At 63.2% G+C, this 17,151-nt stretch carries 12 protein-coding genes and 1 pseudogene; 6 read left to right on the top strand and 7 right to left on the bottom strand.

The window, feature by feature from the left end; all coding sequences use genetic code 11:
- Positions 1–140: 140 nt before the first annotated feature.
- Both IHE30_RS09295 and IHE30_RS09290 read right to left on the bottom strand, forming a co-directional pair.
- The gene (locus IHE30_RS09295; RefSeq protein WP_337690079.1) at positions 141–581 is read right to left on the bottom strand and encodes a CBS domain-containing protein; all 441 of its coding nucleotides are present in this window, start codon (positions 579–581) and stop codon (positions 141–143) included.
- Between the two features lie 194 nt (positions 582–775).
- Positions 776–1,324, bottom strand: a complete 549-nt coding sequence (locus IHE30_RS09290; RefSeq protein ID WP_337690078.1) for a hypothetical protein — start codon at positions 1,322–1,324, stop codon at positions 776–778.
- A 379-nt stretch (positions 1,325–1,703) separates the two neighbouring features.
- On the opposite strand from IHE30_RS09290, the gene IHE30_RS09285 reads away from it, so the two are divergent.
- Positions 1,704–2,174 (top strand): hypothetical protein, encoded by a 471-nt coding sequence (locus IHE30_RS09285; protein WP_443193634.1) that lies wholly within the window; start codon positions 1,704–1,706, stop codon positions 2,172–2,174.
- 385 nt (positions 2,175–2,559) lie between these two features.
- Here IHE30_RS09285 and prpF read toward each other — a convergent pair whose 3' ends face one another.
- From prpF to prpB, 4 genes are read right to left on the bottom strand one after another with little or no spacing between them, the layout of a single operon-like run.
- Positions 2,560–3,756 carry a 2-methylaconitate cis-trans isomerase PrpF gene (prpF, locus tag IHE30_RS09280; protein ID WP_337690077.1) on the bottom strand — a complete coding sequence of 399 codons (1,197 nt, stop codon included), beginning with the start codon at positions 3,754–3,756 and terminating at the stop codon, positions 2,560–2,562.
- A gap of 15 nt (positions 3,757–3,771) precedes the next feature.
- Positions 3,772–6,378 (bottom strand): Fe/S-dependent 2-methylisocitrate dehydratase AcnD, encoded by a 2,607-nt coding sequence (gene acnD / locus IHE30_RS09275; RefSeq protein WP_337690074.1) that lies wholly within the window; start codon positions 6,376–6,378, stop codon positions 3,772–3,774.
- Between the two features lie 5 nt (positions 6,379–6,383).
- Positions 6,384–7,553 (bottom strand): bifunctional 2-methylcitrate synthase/citrate synthase, encoded by a 1,170-nt coding sequence (gene prpC, locus IHE30_RS09270; protein WP_337690073.1) that lies wholly within the window; start codon positions 7,551–7,553, stop codon positions 6,384–6,386.
- Between the two features lie 23 nt (positions 7,554–7,576).
- Positions 7,577–8,473: a methylisocitrate lyase gene (prpB, locus tag IHE30_RS09265; protein ID WP_337690071.1), complete on the bottom strand. Its 897-nt coding sequence runs from the start codon at positions 8,471–8,473 to the stop codon at positions 7,577–7,579.
- 243 nt (positions 8,474–8,716) lie between these two features.
- Here prpB and prpR point away from each other — a divergent pair, with 243 nt between their 5' ends.
- Positions 8,717–10,633 (top strand): propionate catabolism operon regulatory protein PrpR, encoded by a 1,917-nt coding sequence (prpR, locus tag IHE30_RS09260; protein ID WP_337690286.1) that lies wholly within the window; start codon positions 8,717–8,719, stop codon positions 10,631–10,633.
- Between the two features lie 161 nt (positions 10,634–10,794).
- Positions 10,795–11,307: a GNAT family N-acetyltransferase gene (locus tag IHE30_RS09255; protein WP_337690068.1), complete on the top strand. Its 513-nt coding sequence runs from the start codon at positions 10,795–10,797 to the stop codon at positions 11,305–11,307.
- Positions 11,308–11,475: 168 nt separating this feature from the next.
- On the opposite strand, the gene IHE30_RS09250 is transcribed toward IHE30_RS09255, so the two are convergent.
- Positions 11,476–12,414, bottom strand: a complete 939-nt coding sequence (locus IHE30_RS09250; RefSeq protein ID WP_337690066.1) for an NAD-dependent protein deacetylase — start codon at positions 12,412–12,414, stop codon at positions 11,476–11,478.
- A gap of 227 nt (positions 12,415–12,641) precedes the next feature.
- Between IHE30_RS09250 and IHE30_RS09245 the strand changes: the two are divergent.
- The 3 genes and pseudogenes from IHE30_RS09245 to IHE30_RS09235 form a co-directional block, all read left to right on the top strand.
- Positions 12,642–12,897: pseudogene (locus tag IHE30_RS09245) on the top strand (2-aminoethylphosphonate ABC transport system ATP-binding subunit PhnT); the annotation flags it as partial.
- A gap of 426 nt (positions 12,898–13,323) precedes the next feature.
- Positions 13,324–14,916: a hypothetical protein gene (locus IHE30_RS09240; RefSeq protein ID WP_337690065.1), complete on the top strand. Its 1,593-nt coding sequence runs from the start codon at positions 13,324–13,326 to the stop codon at positions 14,914–14,916.
- A gap of 1,504 nt (positions 14,917–16,420) precedes the next feature.
- Positions 16,421–17,128, top strand: coding sequence for a response regulator (locus tag IHE30_RS09235; protein ID WP_337690063.1), 708 nt, complete (start codon positions 16,421–16,423; stop codon positions 17,126–17,128).
- Positions 17,129–17,151 lie beyond the last annotated feature (23 nt).

The following is a 17,151-nucleotide window of genomic DNA, read 5'->3' as shown; positions in this document are numbered from 1 at the left end:
GTGACAGTGCGTGAATTAGCCGATCTTAGAGAGGAGCGTCAGTGTTTTATGTGCGGACGCGCACACTGCTGCGGCGCACGGGCGCACCGATACGCGGTCGCGCGATGGGCACTGTCGCAAGCCGGACGGCGCGCGTGAGTCTACGCGTGCTCGCCGCGGATGTAGAACTCCAACTGCTGGATCGTGAACGCCTGGTCTGAGATGATGTGCTTGACCAGATCGCCGATCGAGATCATGCCGACGAGCCGCCCCTCGTCAATGACAGGCAGGTGCCGCATGCGCCGCTCGGTAACCAGCGCCATGCAGCTTTGCGCATTGTCCTCCGGCCGCACGTAACGGACGTCGCGAGTCATGATGTCACGCACCGGCGTGGCTTTTGACGAGCGGTCCATCAACACGATCTTGCGTGCGTAGTCGCGCTCGGTGACGATGCCGACAATCTTGCCGTTCTCGGTCACGACCAGCGCGCCGATCTGCTTCTCGGCCATGCGCTTCATTGCATCGTAGACCAGTGCGGACGCGTCGATCGTGTGCACGGTCGTGTCCGGCTTGCTCTTCAGGATTTGTGCAACGGTAGCCATCAGGTGCCCTCCTTGCGCCGGCGCGGTGCGGGCCCGCGGCGGGATTGAATGCGCCGCCCGCGTGGATCGTGGGGCGCCAACAAGATGCGTGTTAACCACAAGAAATGTCTGTTACCCACAAGTATAGAACACGGTATCGGCGGGCACGCGTGTGCGGCGCTACGGGCGCTGGGTGGCGCCGGGACAGGCTGCCGTTACTGGATGGTGCGCGTCGGCAACCCGGCATCGGGTGCGCCCCATGCGGCTGGTGGCGCAGCGGGCATGGGCGGAGGTGGCAACACCGGCGTGGCAGGGGCGGTGCGGATCGGCGCCGCCGCGCTGGCGCCAGGTGTGTCACTGTGCGTCGCTGGCTGCATCGCGCGTCCGTACCGTATGAACTGCTTAAAATTTGCGCCAGCCTCCCACGGATTCGGCAGGCATCCCAGCATATTGCTGCACTGCGCGGAAAAACCGATAGTCGCCGAGCCATCGTTGTTCGGCGTTTTCGTGATCACATAGGCGAGATCGCGACGCGTGACCGACGGACCCTCTGTCTGGATGACCGAGTCGGTGATGGTCGCGATTCGATATGCGCTATGCTCGGATATCCAGACCTGGGCACGCTGCCACCACGCATCGCACTGCACCTTGCGCGTGCAGCTGAGCGGCGCGACGGCTTGCGCCATCGTCTGCGAGCTGACCTGATTCTGGGATGAACAGCCTGCGGCCGCGACCGATAGTGCGACGATGATTGCTTTTTTCATGAATTCCTCCGTCATGCCGACCGATTGGACTGCCCCGCGTGGTGGGCGGTTTCGTGGGCTGGCGCACTGACGACGCGGCATTTGCGCGAGGGGTGTGCCCCGTTCGCATGGGCTCGCGCCGCATGGTCCCCGTCCTGCTGCTTACGCAGTGGCGCTGCTGGCCCCGCAGGCTCGGCATGCGCGGCGGCGCCTCATTCGTTCGCGTGGGGCGCGGTGCCCACCGATGTAGCGTGCGCCCACGCTGCGCTTGCGCAGAGCCGGCGCGATAACTTGACCGTCAGCCGTAATACCGGCGGGCGGGATGCGGTAAGGTATCGGTTCGAGTAAACTGCACACCTTTATAAATGCGTGGCATGCGCACTATTTACTGATCAAAACCATGCGCTTACTTGCCTACCGCATCCTATTCGCCGGCGTGGCCTTCGCCACGCTATGCGGTCAGGCTTGCGCGGACATGGCCGACGGCACACGCATGGCCAGCCGCTCGCTCGATGCTGCGCTGGCGTGCCAGTTGCGTGCCCATGATTTCATTGCGCCGCTGGTGGACGAGGGCTTGATCGGCCCGAAGGCATCACGCGTCGAAGACAACTCGGTCAATGCGTTCTTTCCGGTACGCGGCGCGGACTTGCGCGCCTTCGGATTTTCGGTGATTGCGGTCGTCGGCTACCAGAAGGACGATCCCTTGTTCCGGCAAGGTCGGGGCAAGCCCATCGGCGACTCGGCCTATGGCGTCGTGGTAATGGGCACTACCCAGCGGGTCAAGGCCCGCGCCGAACATGCTGGCAGTCCGGCGATTGTCCATCATGTCGGCCCACTCGTGACGGCGATCTTCTGCGACGCGCAGCGCTGACGCATCGCGAGTTGCTGGCAGTCCGGCGTCCGGGCTGGCGTTCAGCGCACGCCGGCGCGGCGCGATACCGTCGCTGCCAACGCGAGCGGCATGGCTAGTGTCGTCAATCCGATTATTTGGGTGCGGCCGGCGCACGGGCGCCGTGCTGCACGTTGCTGTGGTAGACAGCACGGCCCATGTTTCAGGCAGCGTGTCGCAGTCCGCAATTCGCGTGGCACGTGTCACGTGCTGCGTGCCACGTACTGACAGATTCGGTACCTGAGGTAGGCCCCGACGTTCCGTTCCCGGACGCCGATTCGCAGCCTTCGCTACTGCCGCAGAGCGATCCGGAACCCGTGCCGCCCGGCAGCCCGCTGGCGCATAATCCGGACAGGCCTGCGCCGCACTAGCGCAGCAGCAGCGTATCGGCCGGCACGCGCACCGAGCCTTCCATGAGCACGCGTGCGCTGCGGCTCATCAACGCCTTGGTCACGATCCATTCGCCGTTGACGCGGCTCGCCTCGGCGCCGACGCGCAGCGTGCCGGACGGGTGCCCAAAACGCACTGCGTGGCGCTCGCCGCCGCCTGCCGCGTAGTTGACCAGCGTGCCGGACACAGCCGCCGCCGCACCGATCGCGACGGCGGCCGTGCCCATCATCGCGTGATGTAGCTTGCCCATCGACATCGCACGCACCAGCAGGTCGATGTCGGACGCGGCGACCCGCTTGCCATTGGAGGCGACGTAGTCGGCTGGCCGCGCCACGAACGCCAGCTTCGGCGTGTGCTGCCGCATCGCGATTTCATCAATGGACGAGATGAGTCCCATGCGCAATGCGCCATGGGCGCGGACGGTCTCAAGCCTAGCCAACGCGCCTGCGTCGTCGTTGATCGCGTCTTGCAACTCCGTGCCGTTGTAGCCGAGCGCCTCGGCCTCGACAAAGATCGTCGGGATACCGGCATGAATCATCGTCGCTTGCAGCACGCCGATACCCGGAATGTCCAGTTCGTCCACGAGGTTGCCGGTCGGGAACATCGAGCCGCCGCCTTCGTCGCCGGCGGATGGGTCCATGAACTCGAGTGGCACTTCCGCGGCCGGGAAGGTTACGCCATCGAGTTCAAAGTCACCGGTCTCCTGCACCGCGCCGTCCGTGATGGGCACATGCGCGATGATGGTCTTACCGATATTCGCCTGCCAGATCCGTACGGTGGCGATACCGTCGCGCGGGATGCGCGACGCTTCGACCAGGCCGTGGCTGATCGCAAACGGTCCCACGGCCGCCGACAAGTTGCCGCAGTTGCCGCTCCAGTCGATGAACGGGCGGTCGATCGCGACCTGCCCGAACAAATAGTCCACGTCATGGTCGGGGCGCTCACTGCGGGACAAAATCACGGTCTTGCTGGTGCTCGACGTGGCCCCGCCCATGCCGTCGATCTGCTTGCCGTACGGGTCGGGACTGCCGATCACGCGCAGCAGCAGCGCGTCGCGCACCGCACCGGGTTGCTGCGCGGCGCCGGGCAGGTCCTGCAGCCGGAAGAACACGCCCTTGCTGGTCCCACCGCGCATGTAGGTGGCGGGGACCTTGATTTGGGATGAGTGAATCATCAGCGTGTTGCTCCGTCACGCGGCCGTTTTCGCCGATTCGAGAAAGTCCTGCGCAAAACGCTGCAGCATGCCACCTGCTTCGTAGATCGAGACCTCCTCGGCCGTGTCGAGCCGGCAGGTGACCGGGACATCGACGCGCCCGCTGTCACGGCGATGGATTACCAGCGTGAGATCGGCACCCGGCTTGCGCGCGCCGATCACATCGAAGGTCTCAGTACCGTCGATGCCCAGCGTGATGCGGTTGACGCCGGACTTGAACTCCAGCGGCAGCACGCCCATGCCGATCAGGTTGGTGCGGTGGATGCGCTCGAAGCCTTCCGCGACGATGGCCTCGACGCCGGCCAGCCGCACGCCCTTGGCGGCCCAGTCGCGCGACGAGCCTTGCCCGTAGTCCGCGCCAGCAATGACGATCAGCGGTTGCTTGCGCGCCATGTAGATTTCAATGGCCTCCCACATGCGCATGACTTTACCCTCTGGCTCGACGCGCGCGAGCGAACCCGTCTTGACCGCGCCGTTTTCCAAGGCCATCTCGTTTTTCAGCATTGGGTTCGCGAACGTCGCGCGTTGGGCGGTCAGGTGGTCGCCGCGGTGGGTTGCGTACGAGTTGAAGTCTTCTTCCGGTAGGCCCATCTTGGCGAGATACTCGCCGGCGGCGCTATCAGCCAGGATCGCGTTGGAGGGCGAGAGGTGATCGGTGGTGATGTTGTCGCCGAGCACCGCGAGCGGGCGCATGCCGCGCAACGTGCGCTCCCCGGCGAGCGCACCCTCCCAGTACGGCGGACGGCGAATGTAGGTGCTGCGCTCACGCCAGTCGTACAGCGGGCTGGCCTGCGGACCCGCGTCAACGCTGAGCGCGAACATCGGTTTGTACACCTTGAGAAAGTGCTCCGGTTTGACACTAGCTGCAACCAGCGCGTCGATCTCGTCATCGCTGGGCCAGATGTCATGCAGTGTGACCGGGTGACCATCGCCGTCGAGGCCGAGTACGTCGCGCTCAATATCGAAACGGATCGTGCCGGCGATCGCGTACGCCACCACCAGCGGCGGCGAGGCAAGGAACGCTTGCTTCGCATGCGGGTGGATCCGCCCGTCGAAGTTCCGATTGCCGGACAACACTGCAGTTGCATACAAGTTGCGCTCGACGATTTCCTTTTGGATAATCGGGTCGAGCGCGCCGGACATGCCGTTGCACGATGTACAGGCATAGGCGACGATACCAAAACCCAATTGCTCCAGTTCCGGCAGCAGCTGCGCGTCCTGCAGGTATAGCGTGACGGCCTTTGAGCCGGGAGCCAGTGAGCCTTTCACCCACGGCTTGCGGGTCAGCCCTCGCCGATTCGCGTTGCGTGCCAGCAGACCCGCGGCAATCATGTTGCGCGGGTTGCTGGTATTGGTGCAACTGGTGATGGCCGCGATAATCACCGCGCCGTCAGGCATGCGGTCGGGCGTATGCTCGACCTTGCCGCTGATGCCGCTGATGCCGCGTGCGGCTAGTTCTGAGGTGGGCACGCACTTGTGCGGATTAGACGGACCGGCGAGATTGCGTACCACGGTCGATAGGTCGAACTCGAGCACACGTTCATATTGCACGTGTGTCAGCGTGTCAGCCCAAAGACCGGCGCGCTTCGCATATTGCTCAACCAGCGCAATCAGTTCGTCGCTGCGACCGGTCAACCGTAGGTACTTAATCGTTTGCTCGTCGATATAGAACATGGCCGCGGTGGCGCCGAACTCGGGCGCCATGTTCGAGATCGTTGCGCGGTCACCGAGTGTTAGGCTGACCGCGCCCTCGCCATAGAACTCGAGGTAGGCCGACACGACCTTTTTTTGACGCAGGAACGCGGTGAGAGCCAGCACGATGTCGGTGGCGGTGATGCCGGCTCGGGGCTTGCCGCGCAGCTTCACGCCGACGATATCCGGCAAACGCATCCACGACGCGCGTCCCAGCATCACGCTTTCCGCCTCCAGCCCGCCGACCCCAACGGCGATGACGCCCAGCGCATTAACCATCGGCGTATGCGAATCGGTCCCGACGAGCGTGTCCGGGAAGGCGACGCCATTGTTGACCTGCACGACCGGGCTCATGCGCTCCAGGTTGATTTGGTGCAGGATCCCGTTGCCGGGCGGGATCACGGCGACATTGCGAAATGCCTTCTTGGTCCAGTTGATAAAGTCGAAGCGGTCTTCGTTGCGGCGATTCTCGATCGCGCGATTCTTCTCGAACGCGTCTTTGTCATCGCCGCCGCATTCGACTGCCAGGGAATGGTCGACCACTAGCTGGGTCGGCACGACCGGATTGACCCGTGACGGATCGCCGCCACGCGCCGCGATCGCGTCGCGCAGCCCGGCCAGATCGACGAACGCGGTCTGGCCCAGGATGTCATGGCAGATGACACGCGCCGGATACCAAGGGAAATCCAGTTCGCGCTTACGCTCGATGAGCTGCAATAGGGACGCGTCAAGCGTGGCCGGATCGCACCGGCGCACCAGGTTCTCGGCCATTACCCGCGATGTGTACGGCAGGCTGTCGTAGGCGCCCGGCGCTAGCGCATCGACGGCGGCGCGCGCGTCGAAGAAGTCTAGGCCGGTGCCTGGCAGGGGTGTTCTGTAAGCGGTATGCATCGGCATCAGACCCGCTTCTCGAGCGGCACGAACGGCAGGTTTTCCGGGCCGGTATAGTTGGCGCTCGGGCGGATGATCTTATTGTCCACCCGCTGCTCGATGATGTGCGCGGCCCAGCCAGAGGTGCGGGCGATCACGAACAGCGGCGTGAACATCGCGGTGGGCACGCCCATGAGGTGATACGACACCGCGCTGAACCAGTCCAGGTTCGGAAACATCTTCTTGATGTCCCACATCACGGTCTCCAAGCGCTCGGCAATGTCGAACAGCTTGGTGTTGGACGCCTCCTTCGATAGCTTCCTGGCGACTTCTTTGATCACCTTATTGCGCGGATCGGAGATCGTGTAGACGGGGTGGCCAAAGCCGATCACCACTTCCTTGTTCTCGACGCGGTGGCGGATGTCCGCTTCAGCCTCGTCGGGGGTGGCGTAGCGCGATTGGATCTCGAACGCGACTTCGTTTGCGCCGCCGTGTTTCGGGCCACGCAGCGCGCCGATTGCCCCGGTGATCGCCGAGTAAATGTCCGAGCCCGTGCCGGCGATCACGCGGCTGGTAAACGTTGAAGCGTTGAACTCGTGCTCGGCGTATAGGTTCAGCGACACGTGCATCGCGTCGACCCAGGAGCGCGTTGGCACCTTGCCGTGCAGTAGGTGCAGGAAATGACCGCCGATCGAGTCGTCATCCGTTTCGACGTCGATGCGCTTGCCGTTGTGCGAGTAGTGGTACCAGTACAACAGGATCGAACCTAGCGAGGCCATTAGCCGGTCCGCGATGTGTCGCGCGCCGGGCAAATTGTGATCGTCTTTTTCGGGCAGCACGGTACCGAGCATGGAGACACCCGAGCGCATCACGTCCATTGGATGAGCCGACGCCGGGATGGATTCGAGCACTGCCTTGACGTTTGCCGGCAGCCCTCGCATTGTGTTGAGCTTGGCCTTGTAGGCGGTCAGCTCGGACACGGTCGGCAGCTTGCCGTGCACCAGCAGGTAGGCGACTTCCTCGAACTCGCATGCGCCGGCCAACTCCAGGATATCGTAGCCCCGATAGTGCAAGTCATTACCGGTGCGCCCGACCGTGCACAGCGCGGTATGGCCGGCGGCCACACCGGACAGCGCGACCGATTTCTTCGGCTTGAAAGCACCCGTTGCCGGCGTATGGTGGTCTGTTTCGCTCATGGCTTCGTCTCCGCACTCAAGCGTTACTTATTGGCAGCGAACAGCGCGTCGAGCTTCTGCTCGTATGCGTGATAGCTCAGGTAGTGATACAGATCGGCGCGCGTCTGCATGGTTTGCACAGCGGCCTTCTGCGTGCCATCGCGCAGCACGGTCTGATAGAAGTTCAACGCCGCTGCGTTCATTGCTCGATAGGCGCCGCAGCAGTACAGCGCGATATCCACGTTGGCTTCGTGCAGTTCGTCAACGGTGAACAGCGGGGTCGAGCCAAACTCGGTCAGGTTAGCCAGAATCGGCACCTTGACCGCGGCCTTGAAGCGACGGTAGTCGTCTAGCGTGCGCATGGCCTCGGGAAAGATCATATCGGCGCCGGCTTCGACATAGGCGAGTGCTCGTTCGATCGCGGCGTCCAGGCCCTCGACAGCGGCGGCATCGGTACGCGCCATGATGACGAACTGCTCGTCGGTGCGCGCGTCGACCGCCGCTTTCACGCGGTCGACCATTTCGCTGGTCGGCACACATTCCTTGCCTGGCCGGTGACCGCAGCGTTTCTGACCGACCTGGTCCTCGAGGTGCACGGCCGCCACTCCCGCCTTGATGAATGAGCGGATGGTGCGCGCAATGTTGAACGCGCCGCCCCAGCCGGTATCGATGTCGACCAGCAGCGGCAGCGAGGTGGCATCGGTGATGCGACGCGCATCGATCAGCACGTCTTCCATCGTGCTGATGCCCAGGTCTGGCAAGCCGAGTGAGTTCGCCGCGACGCCGCCGCCGGACAGATAGACGGCCTTGAAGCCGACAGCCTCGGCCATCTTCGCCGCATAGGCGGTGATTGCGCCGACGACTTGCAGTGGCTGGGCTTGAGCAACGGCGGCGCGGAACTTGGCACCCGCGCTGGCGGGCGGGGATTGGGAGGGGGTCATTGTCGCTCCAAGTAAACAGCGGGGTTTAAGCAAGTTCCGAGCCAGTGGCTGTTGAAAGCATCGATGCCTTGATTTCTTGGACTGCGTGGGCTCGACGGTCGTGACTCTGGTTTCAATATTGAAATTAAATATTTCATCTTTGAAATTAGACTCACATCATGCAATATCACCCATTTGTGGTATCAACAATAGGGGTAATAGGCGTTGAGCATCGTACAACCAGACGCGGTTGCCCGCCCACGAATGTGGGCCATCGGAATAAGCCGATTGCGTGACTTGTTCCTGGACATTGCCCGCGAATATGACGGGCGTGCGCAACTGCGCGTAGTCTCGCGCGGTTTCGAAGACGCGGTGCATGAGATCAATGTGGCCGGCACGGCGATGCGTCCGGACGTGGTGGTGGCCGGCGGATCGAACGGTGCGTATCTGAAAGGGCGCGTGAACGTGCCGGTCGTGCTGATCCATCCCACCGGTTTCGACGTGATGCATGCGCTGGCGCAGGCACGACGCGACGCGGCATGGGTCGCGCTGGTCATGCACGGCGATATTCCTGACGAGGTTCGGCAGTTCACGCACGCCTACGGCGCCGATGTGGTCCTCGGCTCGTATCGGTCGGTGCAGGATGCGCAGGCCTGCGTGCAGGATTTGCGTGAGCGTGGCATCGGCGCGGTGGTCGGACCCGGTCTGGTCGCGGATCTTGCCACTCGCGCCGGCATGCATGCGGTATTTCTGTACTCTCGCGCCTGCGTGCGTGCCGCTTTCGATACCGCGCTGGAAGTCGCACAGGCCACGCGTGCCGAGGCACTGCGCCGCGCTCGGCTGGACAACCTGCTGCAGCACCTGCGCGATGGGGTGGTGGCGCTCGATGCCGAAGGGCGCGTCGAGGCGATGAACCAACGGCTGTCTGACGCCCTCGGTATCGGCGCCTCGCAGGCGGCGGGGCGCCCGCTGCTGGATCTGGCGCCGTACTTGGCCGACTCGTTGCCCGACGCCGACGGCGATACGCTCAGCGTGATTCGCGGGGTGAGCTATATCGTGCATCGCGGCCCGCTCGCCGGCCCCGGCGGCGAGCAGGGCGGCACCGTGTTGACGTTCCAAGAGTCGCGCGCGGTAGAACGGCTGGATCGCACGTTGCGGTCACGGCCGCGTGCGCGGCAATTTACCGCCCGTTACGATCTGGATGACCTGGTCGGCGAATGCGCGCCCATCGAGCGCGTGCGTACGCTGGTGCGTCGTTATGCACGCTCGGACGCGACCGTGCTCGTGCTCGGCGAAAGTGGCACCGGCAAGGAAATGGTCGCCCAAAGCATCCACCGCCTGAGTGCACGGCGCGATTTCGCGTTCGTGGCTATCAACTGCGGTGCCTTTCCGGAGGCGCTGCTCGAAAGCGAGTTGTTCGGCTACGAAGAGGGCGCCTTCACCGGCGCGCGCAAGAAGGGCAAGGTGGGCCTGATCGAAGCCGCGCATCGTGGCACTTTATTCTTAGACGAGATCGGCGAGATGCCGTTGCCGCTGCAAAGCCGTTTGCTGCGGGTGCTCCAGGAGCGCGAAGTGGTGCGTCTGGGCTCGACCGAGCCGGTGCGCGTCGATATCCGCGTGATCGCCGCCACGCACCGCGCGTTGACCAACGGCATCAAGTCGGGCACATTCCGCGCCGATCTGTATTATCGACTGAATATCTTGAGCATTGCGCTACCATCGTTGCGTGAGCGTCCTGGTGATGTGATGCTGCTCGCGGTGGAATGGCTGCTGCAGGCGGCGCGGCGCGAGCCCCGCCTGGCCGCGCGCGTGCCAGATACCAGCGTGGCAACCCGGATACTGGCGCCGGTGGCCGCGCCGCTGTGCGCGTACTGGTGGCCCGGCAACGTGCGCGAGTTGCAGAACGTCATCGAGCGGATCGCGGTCGAATTGGCTGATACCGAGGTCGGTGATGAGGTCTCGCTGAACGTGGCTATGCTCCGCACGATCGCGCCCGAGTTGTTCGACACGCCGGCTGGCTCCGTCGTGCCCGCCTCGACGCTGCGCGAACGTAGCCGCCACATCGAGGCGGACGAGATTCGTGCCGCGTTAAAGGCCCATGGTGGTGATCGCAATGCAGCATGCCAGGCGTTGGGTATCAGCAAGACGACACTGTGGCGCAAGCTCAATGCCACGCGATAAGGTGCCGTCTGCGCAAACGTGAGCTAGCCTCGGATCGACATGTGTCGTTCGCGTGCTTGAACACGCTTGTCCGTCGGTCGTCGGTCGTCGGCCGCGGAGCGGAGGCGGGCCGATGGGCCGCTATATGAAGCTGTTGTGGAAGTTTATTCAGGCGCTCGTTGATGATTCGTCTTGCCGTTCCAGCGGATTTTCCCGTGCTGTTGTCGATAGAGCGTCGCGCCGGCGAGCGGCTGCGTGGGCATGCCGCGTTCCCGGTATTTGCCGCGCATGGATTAACTCAGGATGAGCTTGCCGACGGGGTGCGGCAACGCAGGCTATGGGTAGTGGAGCACGACGAGCAGCAGGCCGTGATCGGCTACTTGCTCGGCGGGGAACTCGATGGTGGGTTCCATATCCGGCAAATGGACGTCGACCCTGCCTACGGCCGTCGGGGCCATGGCCGAGCATTGCTGCGGCATGCATGCACCGCCGGGCGCGCCGGGGGTTACCGGCAAGCCCTGCTGACGACATTGCGGGACGTGCGCTGGAATGCGCCCTTCTACCGCAGTGAGGGTTTCGCCGAATTGCCGATCGCGCTGCAAGGCGAGCAGATGCGCGCGGTGCTCGCGCATGAGCAGGCGCTGGGATTTCCAATGCATCTGCGCGTCGCGATGGCCAAGCCGCTGGGCGATTGATCGTTGCGCGGATTGAGGCACCCGTGACCGTTACCCAGGCGCGTGCGGCGCTCGCCCCGGTCCATGAAAATACAGTTTATCCGCGTCGCACCGCTATGCCTATCGAGCGCACGCGTGCGGGGTCATCGGATGGACGAGATGTCGCGTACGCGGCAAAAGATTGGCGGATTACGTGGGTTCGCGCAGGTTGGCAGACGGCAGGGCGTCCAGCAATGACAGCAGCGCCTGGTCGCATGGCAGCGTGACCTTCAGCGCGAGCAGCGGATCGGCGCGCGTGCGCCCGAGGTTGAGCGCGGCAATCGGCTTGCCGGCCCGCACCGCTTGCACGCAGAAGCGATAGCCCGAGTAGACCATCAGCGACGAGCCCACGACGAGCACTGCATCGGCGCGCGCGAGCGCGGCCTGAGCCGCGTCGACACGCTCGCGCGGCACGCCTTCGCCAAAAAACACCACATCCGGCTTCAGCATGCCTTGGCAATGATCACACACCGGCACCCGGATCGTATCGAAGTCGATCGACTCGAGATCGGCGTCGCCATCGGGCGCTGCGTTGGCCGACAGCGTTTGCAGTATCGGATTGTCCGCTTCAAGCCGCTGCTGGAGGGCCGCACGCGCATGCACACGGCTGCAGCTCACGCAGACGGCGCGGCCAATGTTGCCGTGAAGCTCGATCGTGCCAGCTTGCCCGGTGCGACGATGCAGGCCATCGACGTTCTGCGTGACGAGCCGCTCGACGCGACCCAGCGCCTCAAGCCGCGCTAGCGCATGGTGCGCGGCGTTTGGCTCAGCCTGAGCTAGCACTTTCCAGCCGAGCGCGCTGCGGGCCCAGTAGCGGCGGCGTGCCGTCGGCGAGCGAAGGAACTCTTGCAGCAGAATAGGCGCACGGCCCTTGCGCTCGCCATTCGCATCGCGATAGTCGGGAATGCCCGACGCGGTACTGATGCCGGCGCCCGTTAGCACGAATAGGCGAGGATGTGCCAGCACAAAGCCGGCCAGTGCGCGCAGGCTCGTCTGCGCGTCACCTAGCTCGGTCGGCGTGTGCGTTGGCCCGGTCGTATCGACACCGTTGCGGCGTTTGGCCGGACCTTCGGATATGAACGTTTTCATCTCGCTGACAAAGCAGTGTGGTATAACGGCAACCGTGCGTGGCATCGGCGACGGGCCGATACGCCTCCTGACCGATTCTACGGGGTTTGGGTACGGCTGTCGGCGTTGCGTGCGACGGAACAACGGGCACATTGGCGCGTCGGTGTGTGCCGATACGCGCACCGACGCGTCGGCGCCGGCGCAAGGGTGTAGGCCGACGCGCTGGCCGTGCGCTTGGCGAGCGTACCGTGCTCGACGATTTGTCGCTGACGATCCAGCGTGGCGAGTTGTTGATAGCACTGGGCCGCGACCTGACCGGCGTGCCACCGCACTAGGGTGGCCTGGGAATGTTGTTCCAGAGCTATGCGCTTTCTGCATGCCTAACGGTGTTTGAGAATGTCGCGTTCGGCTTGAGGGCGCGGCGTATTGAACGCCAAAATCGCGCGGTGCGTGGCCGATGCGCTCAAGCTCGTCCAGTTGTCCGACGCGGGCCATATGATGCCGCTGCCGCGTGTCCCTATTTGTTACAAGCTGCTGATGTTGCCCTGCTTCGGCCTTGGCGAGCGCTTTGCGCAACTGAACCCGCTCGCCGCCAATGCATTGCAATTGCGGCGCTGGAAAGACCGGGCCAAAGTGGCCTGCCTGCCTATACCTGATCTGGAACACTACCTGGCGATCATTGCGCGCTTGTGTGTGGTGGCGCTGCCGCGCTCACTCGTCGCACTGGAGCATCGGTCTTTTTAGATCGCTTATCAGACGCTATACGGTCTGTTCTTCTCCGATTGTGCCAGGCTCGCAGCCCGGTGCATAAGCTGCATTTTTTATGGCGAGGACACAATGACACGACAGACAAGTCGATTGCTTTTGAAGTTGGGCGCCGGCATGGTTTTGGCAGTAACCGCGGGGTGCGGCGGCACGACGAGCAGCGACATGAGCGCGTCGGCCGAGCATCGTACAGGGGAGGCGCCGATCACCGCACCGCGCGTCGTCGCTTCCCCGCGGTATGAGCGCGAAGAACACGATGGGATTGACGAGCGCGACAGGTCAGACGGACCAGAGCTTAATGGCGACGCCATGCTGGTGCGTGCTATGCCGGCTGTGTCTGGCGATGGCAATTTGCACAAGCTGTCGCACACGGACACCACAAGCGCGTCGGCCGAGTATCGTACAGGAGAGGCGCCGATCACCGCACCGCGCGTCGTCGCTTCCCCGCGGTATGAGCGCGAAGAACACGATGGGATTGACGAGCGCGACAGGTCAGACGGACCAGAGCTTAATGGCGACGCCATGCTGGTGCGTGCTATGCCGGCTGTGTCTGGCGATGCCAATTTGCGCAAGCTGTCGCACACGGACACCACAAAATTGCAGGGACGAGATGATACCGAGGTGTTGCATGACTGGACAGACGCTGCTCATTTAAAAACAGGTCTGCCCGCCACGCCGGTGAAGCGCCCATCTGAAGAATACAAGCGCAGGTCGCTGAGCAGGGCGTCGTCGCTATCAGTCTTCCATGGGCCCCGCCCCGACAACACGAGGGGGAATTCTTATCCTGACATAAGTACCATCTTCCACGCTGTGCCGTCAATAGACGTCCCGGGACACGCGCACCGCCGCGCCCGGGCCAGCTTGCCTATTAGTCCGACCAAACGATCGTCTAGCGAGCAAGATGCTGGCGTATTGAATGTATTGCCCCATTTCTTTCACGATACAAATTTCAATCCGCTTGAGGCGTTCTGCTCCACGCAGGGCGACACAGTGGCCACTTTGGAGGAGCGGCCGGCGGCACCGTTGAGTGCCCGGCTCAGGACGTGGATGCGGGAGGCCCATGCCGATTTTGCCGACTGCCGTACCATGCCTTGTCCTCATCGAGGATCGCCGCAGCCGTGGACCACGCTGTTCGATGTCGATGCACGGATGAGACAGTACAAGGAGCAGGCAGACGTGCGCGAGGCGCTTGAACGCCGGGTGAGTGCAAAGCAGGCGGTGCCTGTGACGCCCGATGCATTCGATCAGCTCAATCAACGCGATAAACTGTGGGTCGCGCTGCGCGTCATCGACGCCGAGGGTGCGAACGACGACGATCGACTCGCTTGGTCAGTGGCGGCCATCCTGTTTCCGTGCGAAGTGCTTCGCGAACGCCAGCATCGCATGGTTGTGCAATGGATGCTCCGCATGTTCGACCTGCGCCTGGACCTGGTCGCTTTGGGCGAGCGCGGCGCCCGGCCGGGCGAACTTGATGCATTTGTCCGGGCGGCGGCGGCCCGTGACATCGATCGGCAAGACCGGCTCGAACAGCTAGAGCGGGCGCTGCACGCACTGGCCGTCTACGAGATCGTCCCGAGGATGCGTAGTATTCTAGAACCTACGAGTGCACAGTTGCATGAAGTGGCGAAGACCACCTTTCGCGTGGTTGAGGCACTTGAGCGACTGGCTGCCGAAGTGGTGCCCACGGCGGTACAGCAAGGTGCGGTCGATACGGACTACGCAGATCGTTTTAATCAATTGTTTTCCGGAACGATATAGACGTTCACCGTTCCACGGCTGAATAGCAGCTCGTCCGGCTCCTACAACGGGCGCATGGCTGTGTCCATGCGTGCCGCTTCAGCGGCTACCCGATGATGGCCGTAGCGGACACAACAACGACGGGCGGACCGATGGGCAGGTAACATGCCGTGCAACAATGGCACCCCGCGTGGTGCATGGAGCTGGCCCAATTGGATCGGCTTAAGCGATCCGCGCAGCAATGGGCGGCCACTGAGGGCGTTCAAGGCCGATCTGGCGAATTGTACGTTAGGCACGGTCGCGGGCCATGCCTGCGCTGGCACGCATGCGGGCGTTGTAAGCTCAGCGTACGCTGGGTTCAGCGTGCCATTAAGCGTGCGGTCTGCGTTGGTGGCCCAGTGCGATAGGATCTACTGGGTAGAGACGGTAATAAAAGCGCATCGCACTCACGCTTGGCAAACGTCTGTGCAGACTGCGCAGCGGCTGGCCGGTCACGTTTGGGTCATTGCGCTGGTGGACTGCGCAGCGCGCAAAGTGTGGCCCTCGCTGGTGTCAAACGAGGCGTTTGTCACGCAAAGCGCTGTTCAGGAGGTCGGTGAGGCCAGGTTGAAAGTGCTCGCATAGGACCATTGAGTGCGCGGCGCGTATGCGTATATATGCACGCGGTTGGGTATCGTCAGCGTCGGTGTACGAAACAGCGCGCGGGCGTTCAGCGACGGGTCAAGTTCCTAAATCGCGTCGATGTACAGCCGCGGGCCAGGCCCGCCGATGCACGCATAGCCAGCGCTGAACGTACACAACACGATGCCACGATGCGGCGATGTGCGTCATCGCGCAGACATAGCTTCTAGTCGCCTTTTGGCATTGACCGAGCGATTCGAGTGACACCTGCCACTGCTGGGCGCTGGCGGCCGACTAGCGGGCAATCGGTGCGTGGCCATGCATGGCGATATGGCGCACCAGCCAGGGTGCGCGGCGTTGTTCGATCGCGTGGTGCGTGGGGCCGACCGCGAGTCATCTCGTACGCCAAAGCGGTAGTGCAGGGAAGGCTGGGGCATGTGTTCCAGCATCGCTGGACAGTGACGCACCAGCATAATGGTTAGACAAGCGAAGCATTGCACGAGCCACTGCGTCATCTCCTTCCACCATACAAGAGCGCATGTAGAACCCGAGGTAGCGCCACCGATGTACGGCGCACTGCCCGGAATAGGCAGTGTGCGCGGCGCGCCGGATCAGCGCGATGGAACAGGCTATGTCATCTAGGCAGCGCGATGGCGCCGCCAGCCATTCTGACAAGGCGGACGTTATGCACGGGCCTCGTTTAGCACGAGGCCGCGCCCACCGAGCAGCGCTGACGCGAAAGCTCGATCGGACATGGTGCGGTAATGAAACGGTGGAGGCGAAACGGTGAAGATGCATCGATTGTAGCCGCGAGTGGCTGGCATTCCTTTCGAAATGCGCAGAGAAATATCGAGTTGTGTCGTAGAATGCGCGCGAAACATCCATGCCATTGAGCGGCTCCATCATGGTTTCACGCATCCTGCTGATCGAAGACGACAGTCGGCTGGCTACACTGGTGGCCAGCTACTTGTGCAAGCACGACTATGACGTGCATATCGTGCTGCACGGCAACGACGCATTAGACGCGATTCTCGCGCGTCGGCCCGACTTGGTGATCCTCGATGTAAACCTGCCCGGCAAGGATGGCTTCCAGATATGCCGCGAGGCGCGCAAGCAGTTCGATGGGCTAATCATCATGGTGACGGCTCGGGATGAGCATTTCGACGAGGTGCTGGGACTGGAGCTGGGTGCCGATGACTACGTGCATAAGCCGGTGGAGCCACGCGTGCTGCTTGCGCGGATCAAGGCGCTACTGCGCCGCGGACTGCAGCGCGGCGGCGAGACGAACGTTGAGCCGGAGCGCTTCGTCTTAGGCAAATTCGAGATCAGCCGCGCCACGCGCAGCATTCGCTTGCCAGATGGTAGCGTGCCCGATCTCACCTCAGCCGAATTCGACTTGCTATGGGCGCTGGTGCGTTGCGCAGGCGAGGTCGTGAGTCGCGACGACTTGATGCGTCAGTTGCGCGGCATCGGCTTTGACGGCGTGGATCGCACGGTTGACGGCTGTATTTCCAAGCTGCGGCGCAAGCTGCACGACGACGCAGCCAACCCGCAGCGGATCAAGACCGTGCGTGGCAGGGGATATCAATTCAGCAAGCTGGCATGGGATTAATTCGACAAAATTCGACAATTTTG

The sequence above is a fragment of the Mycetohabitans sp. B46 genome, from assembly GCF_037389205.1.
In the GTDB taxonomy this organism is placed as follows: domain Bacteria; phylum Pseudomonadota; class Gammaproteobacteria; order Burkholderiales; family Burkholderiaceae; genus Mycetohabitans.
This window is presented reverse-complemented; position numbering and strand designations above follow the sequence as displayed.

What these genes read in the sequence shown, in the direction of transcription:
- IHE30_RS09295 (WP_337690079.1), bottom strand. Translation starts at nt 581, where the DNA reads ATGGCTACCGTTGCACAAATCCTGAAGAGCAAGCCGGACACGACCGTG.
- IHE30_RS09290 (WP_337690078.1), bottom strand. Translation starts at nt 1,324, where the DNA reads ATGAAAAAAGCAATCATCGTCGCACTATCGGTCGCGGCCGCAGGCTGT.
- IHE30_RS09285 (WP_443193634.1), top strand. Translation starts at nt 1,704, where the DNA reads ATGCGCTTACTTGCCTACCGCATCCTATTCGCCGGCGTGGCCTTCGCC.
- prpF (WP_337690077.1), bottom strand. Translation starts at nt 3,756, where the DNA reads ATGATTCACTCATCCCAAATCAAGGTCCCCGCCACCTACATGCGCGGT.
- acnD (WP_337690074.1), bottom strand. Translation starts at nt 6,378, where the DNA reads ATGCATACCGCTTACAGAACACCCCTGCCAGGCACCGGCCTAGACTTC.
- prpC (WP_337690073.1), bottom strand. Translation starts at nt 7,553, where the DNA reads ATGAGCGAAACAGACCACCATACGCCGGCAACGGGTGCTTTCAAGCCG.
- prpB (WP_337690071.1), bottom strand. Translation starts at nt 8,473, where the DNA reads ATGACCCCCTCCCAATCCCCGCCCGCCAGCGCGGGTGCCAAGTTCCGC.
- prpR (WP_337690286.1), top strand. Translation starts at nt 8,717, where the DNA reads ATGTGGGCCATCGGAATAAGCCGATTGCGTGACTTGTTCCTGGACATT.
- IHE30_RS09255 (WP_337690068.1), top strand. Translation starts at nt 10,795, where the DNA reads ATGATTCGTCTTGCCGTTCCAGCGGATTTTCCCGTGCTGTTGTCGATA.
- IHE30_RS09250 (WP_337690066.1), bottom strand. Translation starts at nt 12,414, where the DNA reads ATGAAAACGTTCATATCCGAAGGTCCGGCCAAACGCCGCAACGGTGTC.
- IHE30_RS09240 (WP_337690065.1), top strand. Translation starts at nt 13,324, where the DNA reads ATGAGCGCGTCGGCCGAGCATCGTACAGGGGAGGCGCCGATCACCGCA.
- IHE30_RS09235 (WP_337690063.1), top strand. Translation starts at nt 16,421, where the DNA reads ATGGTTTCACGCATCCTGCTGATCGAAGACGACAGTCGGCTGGCTACA.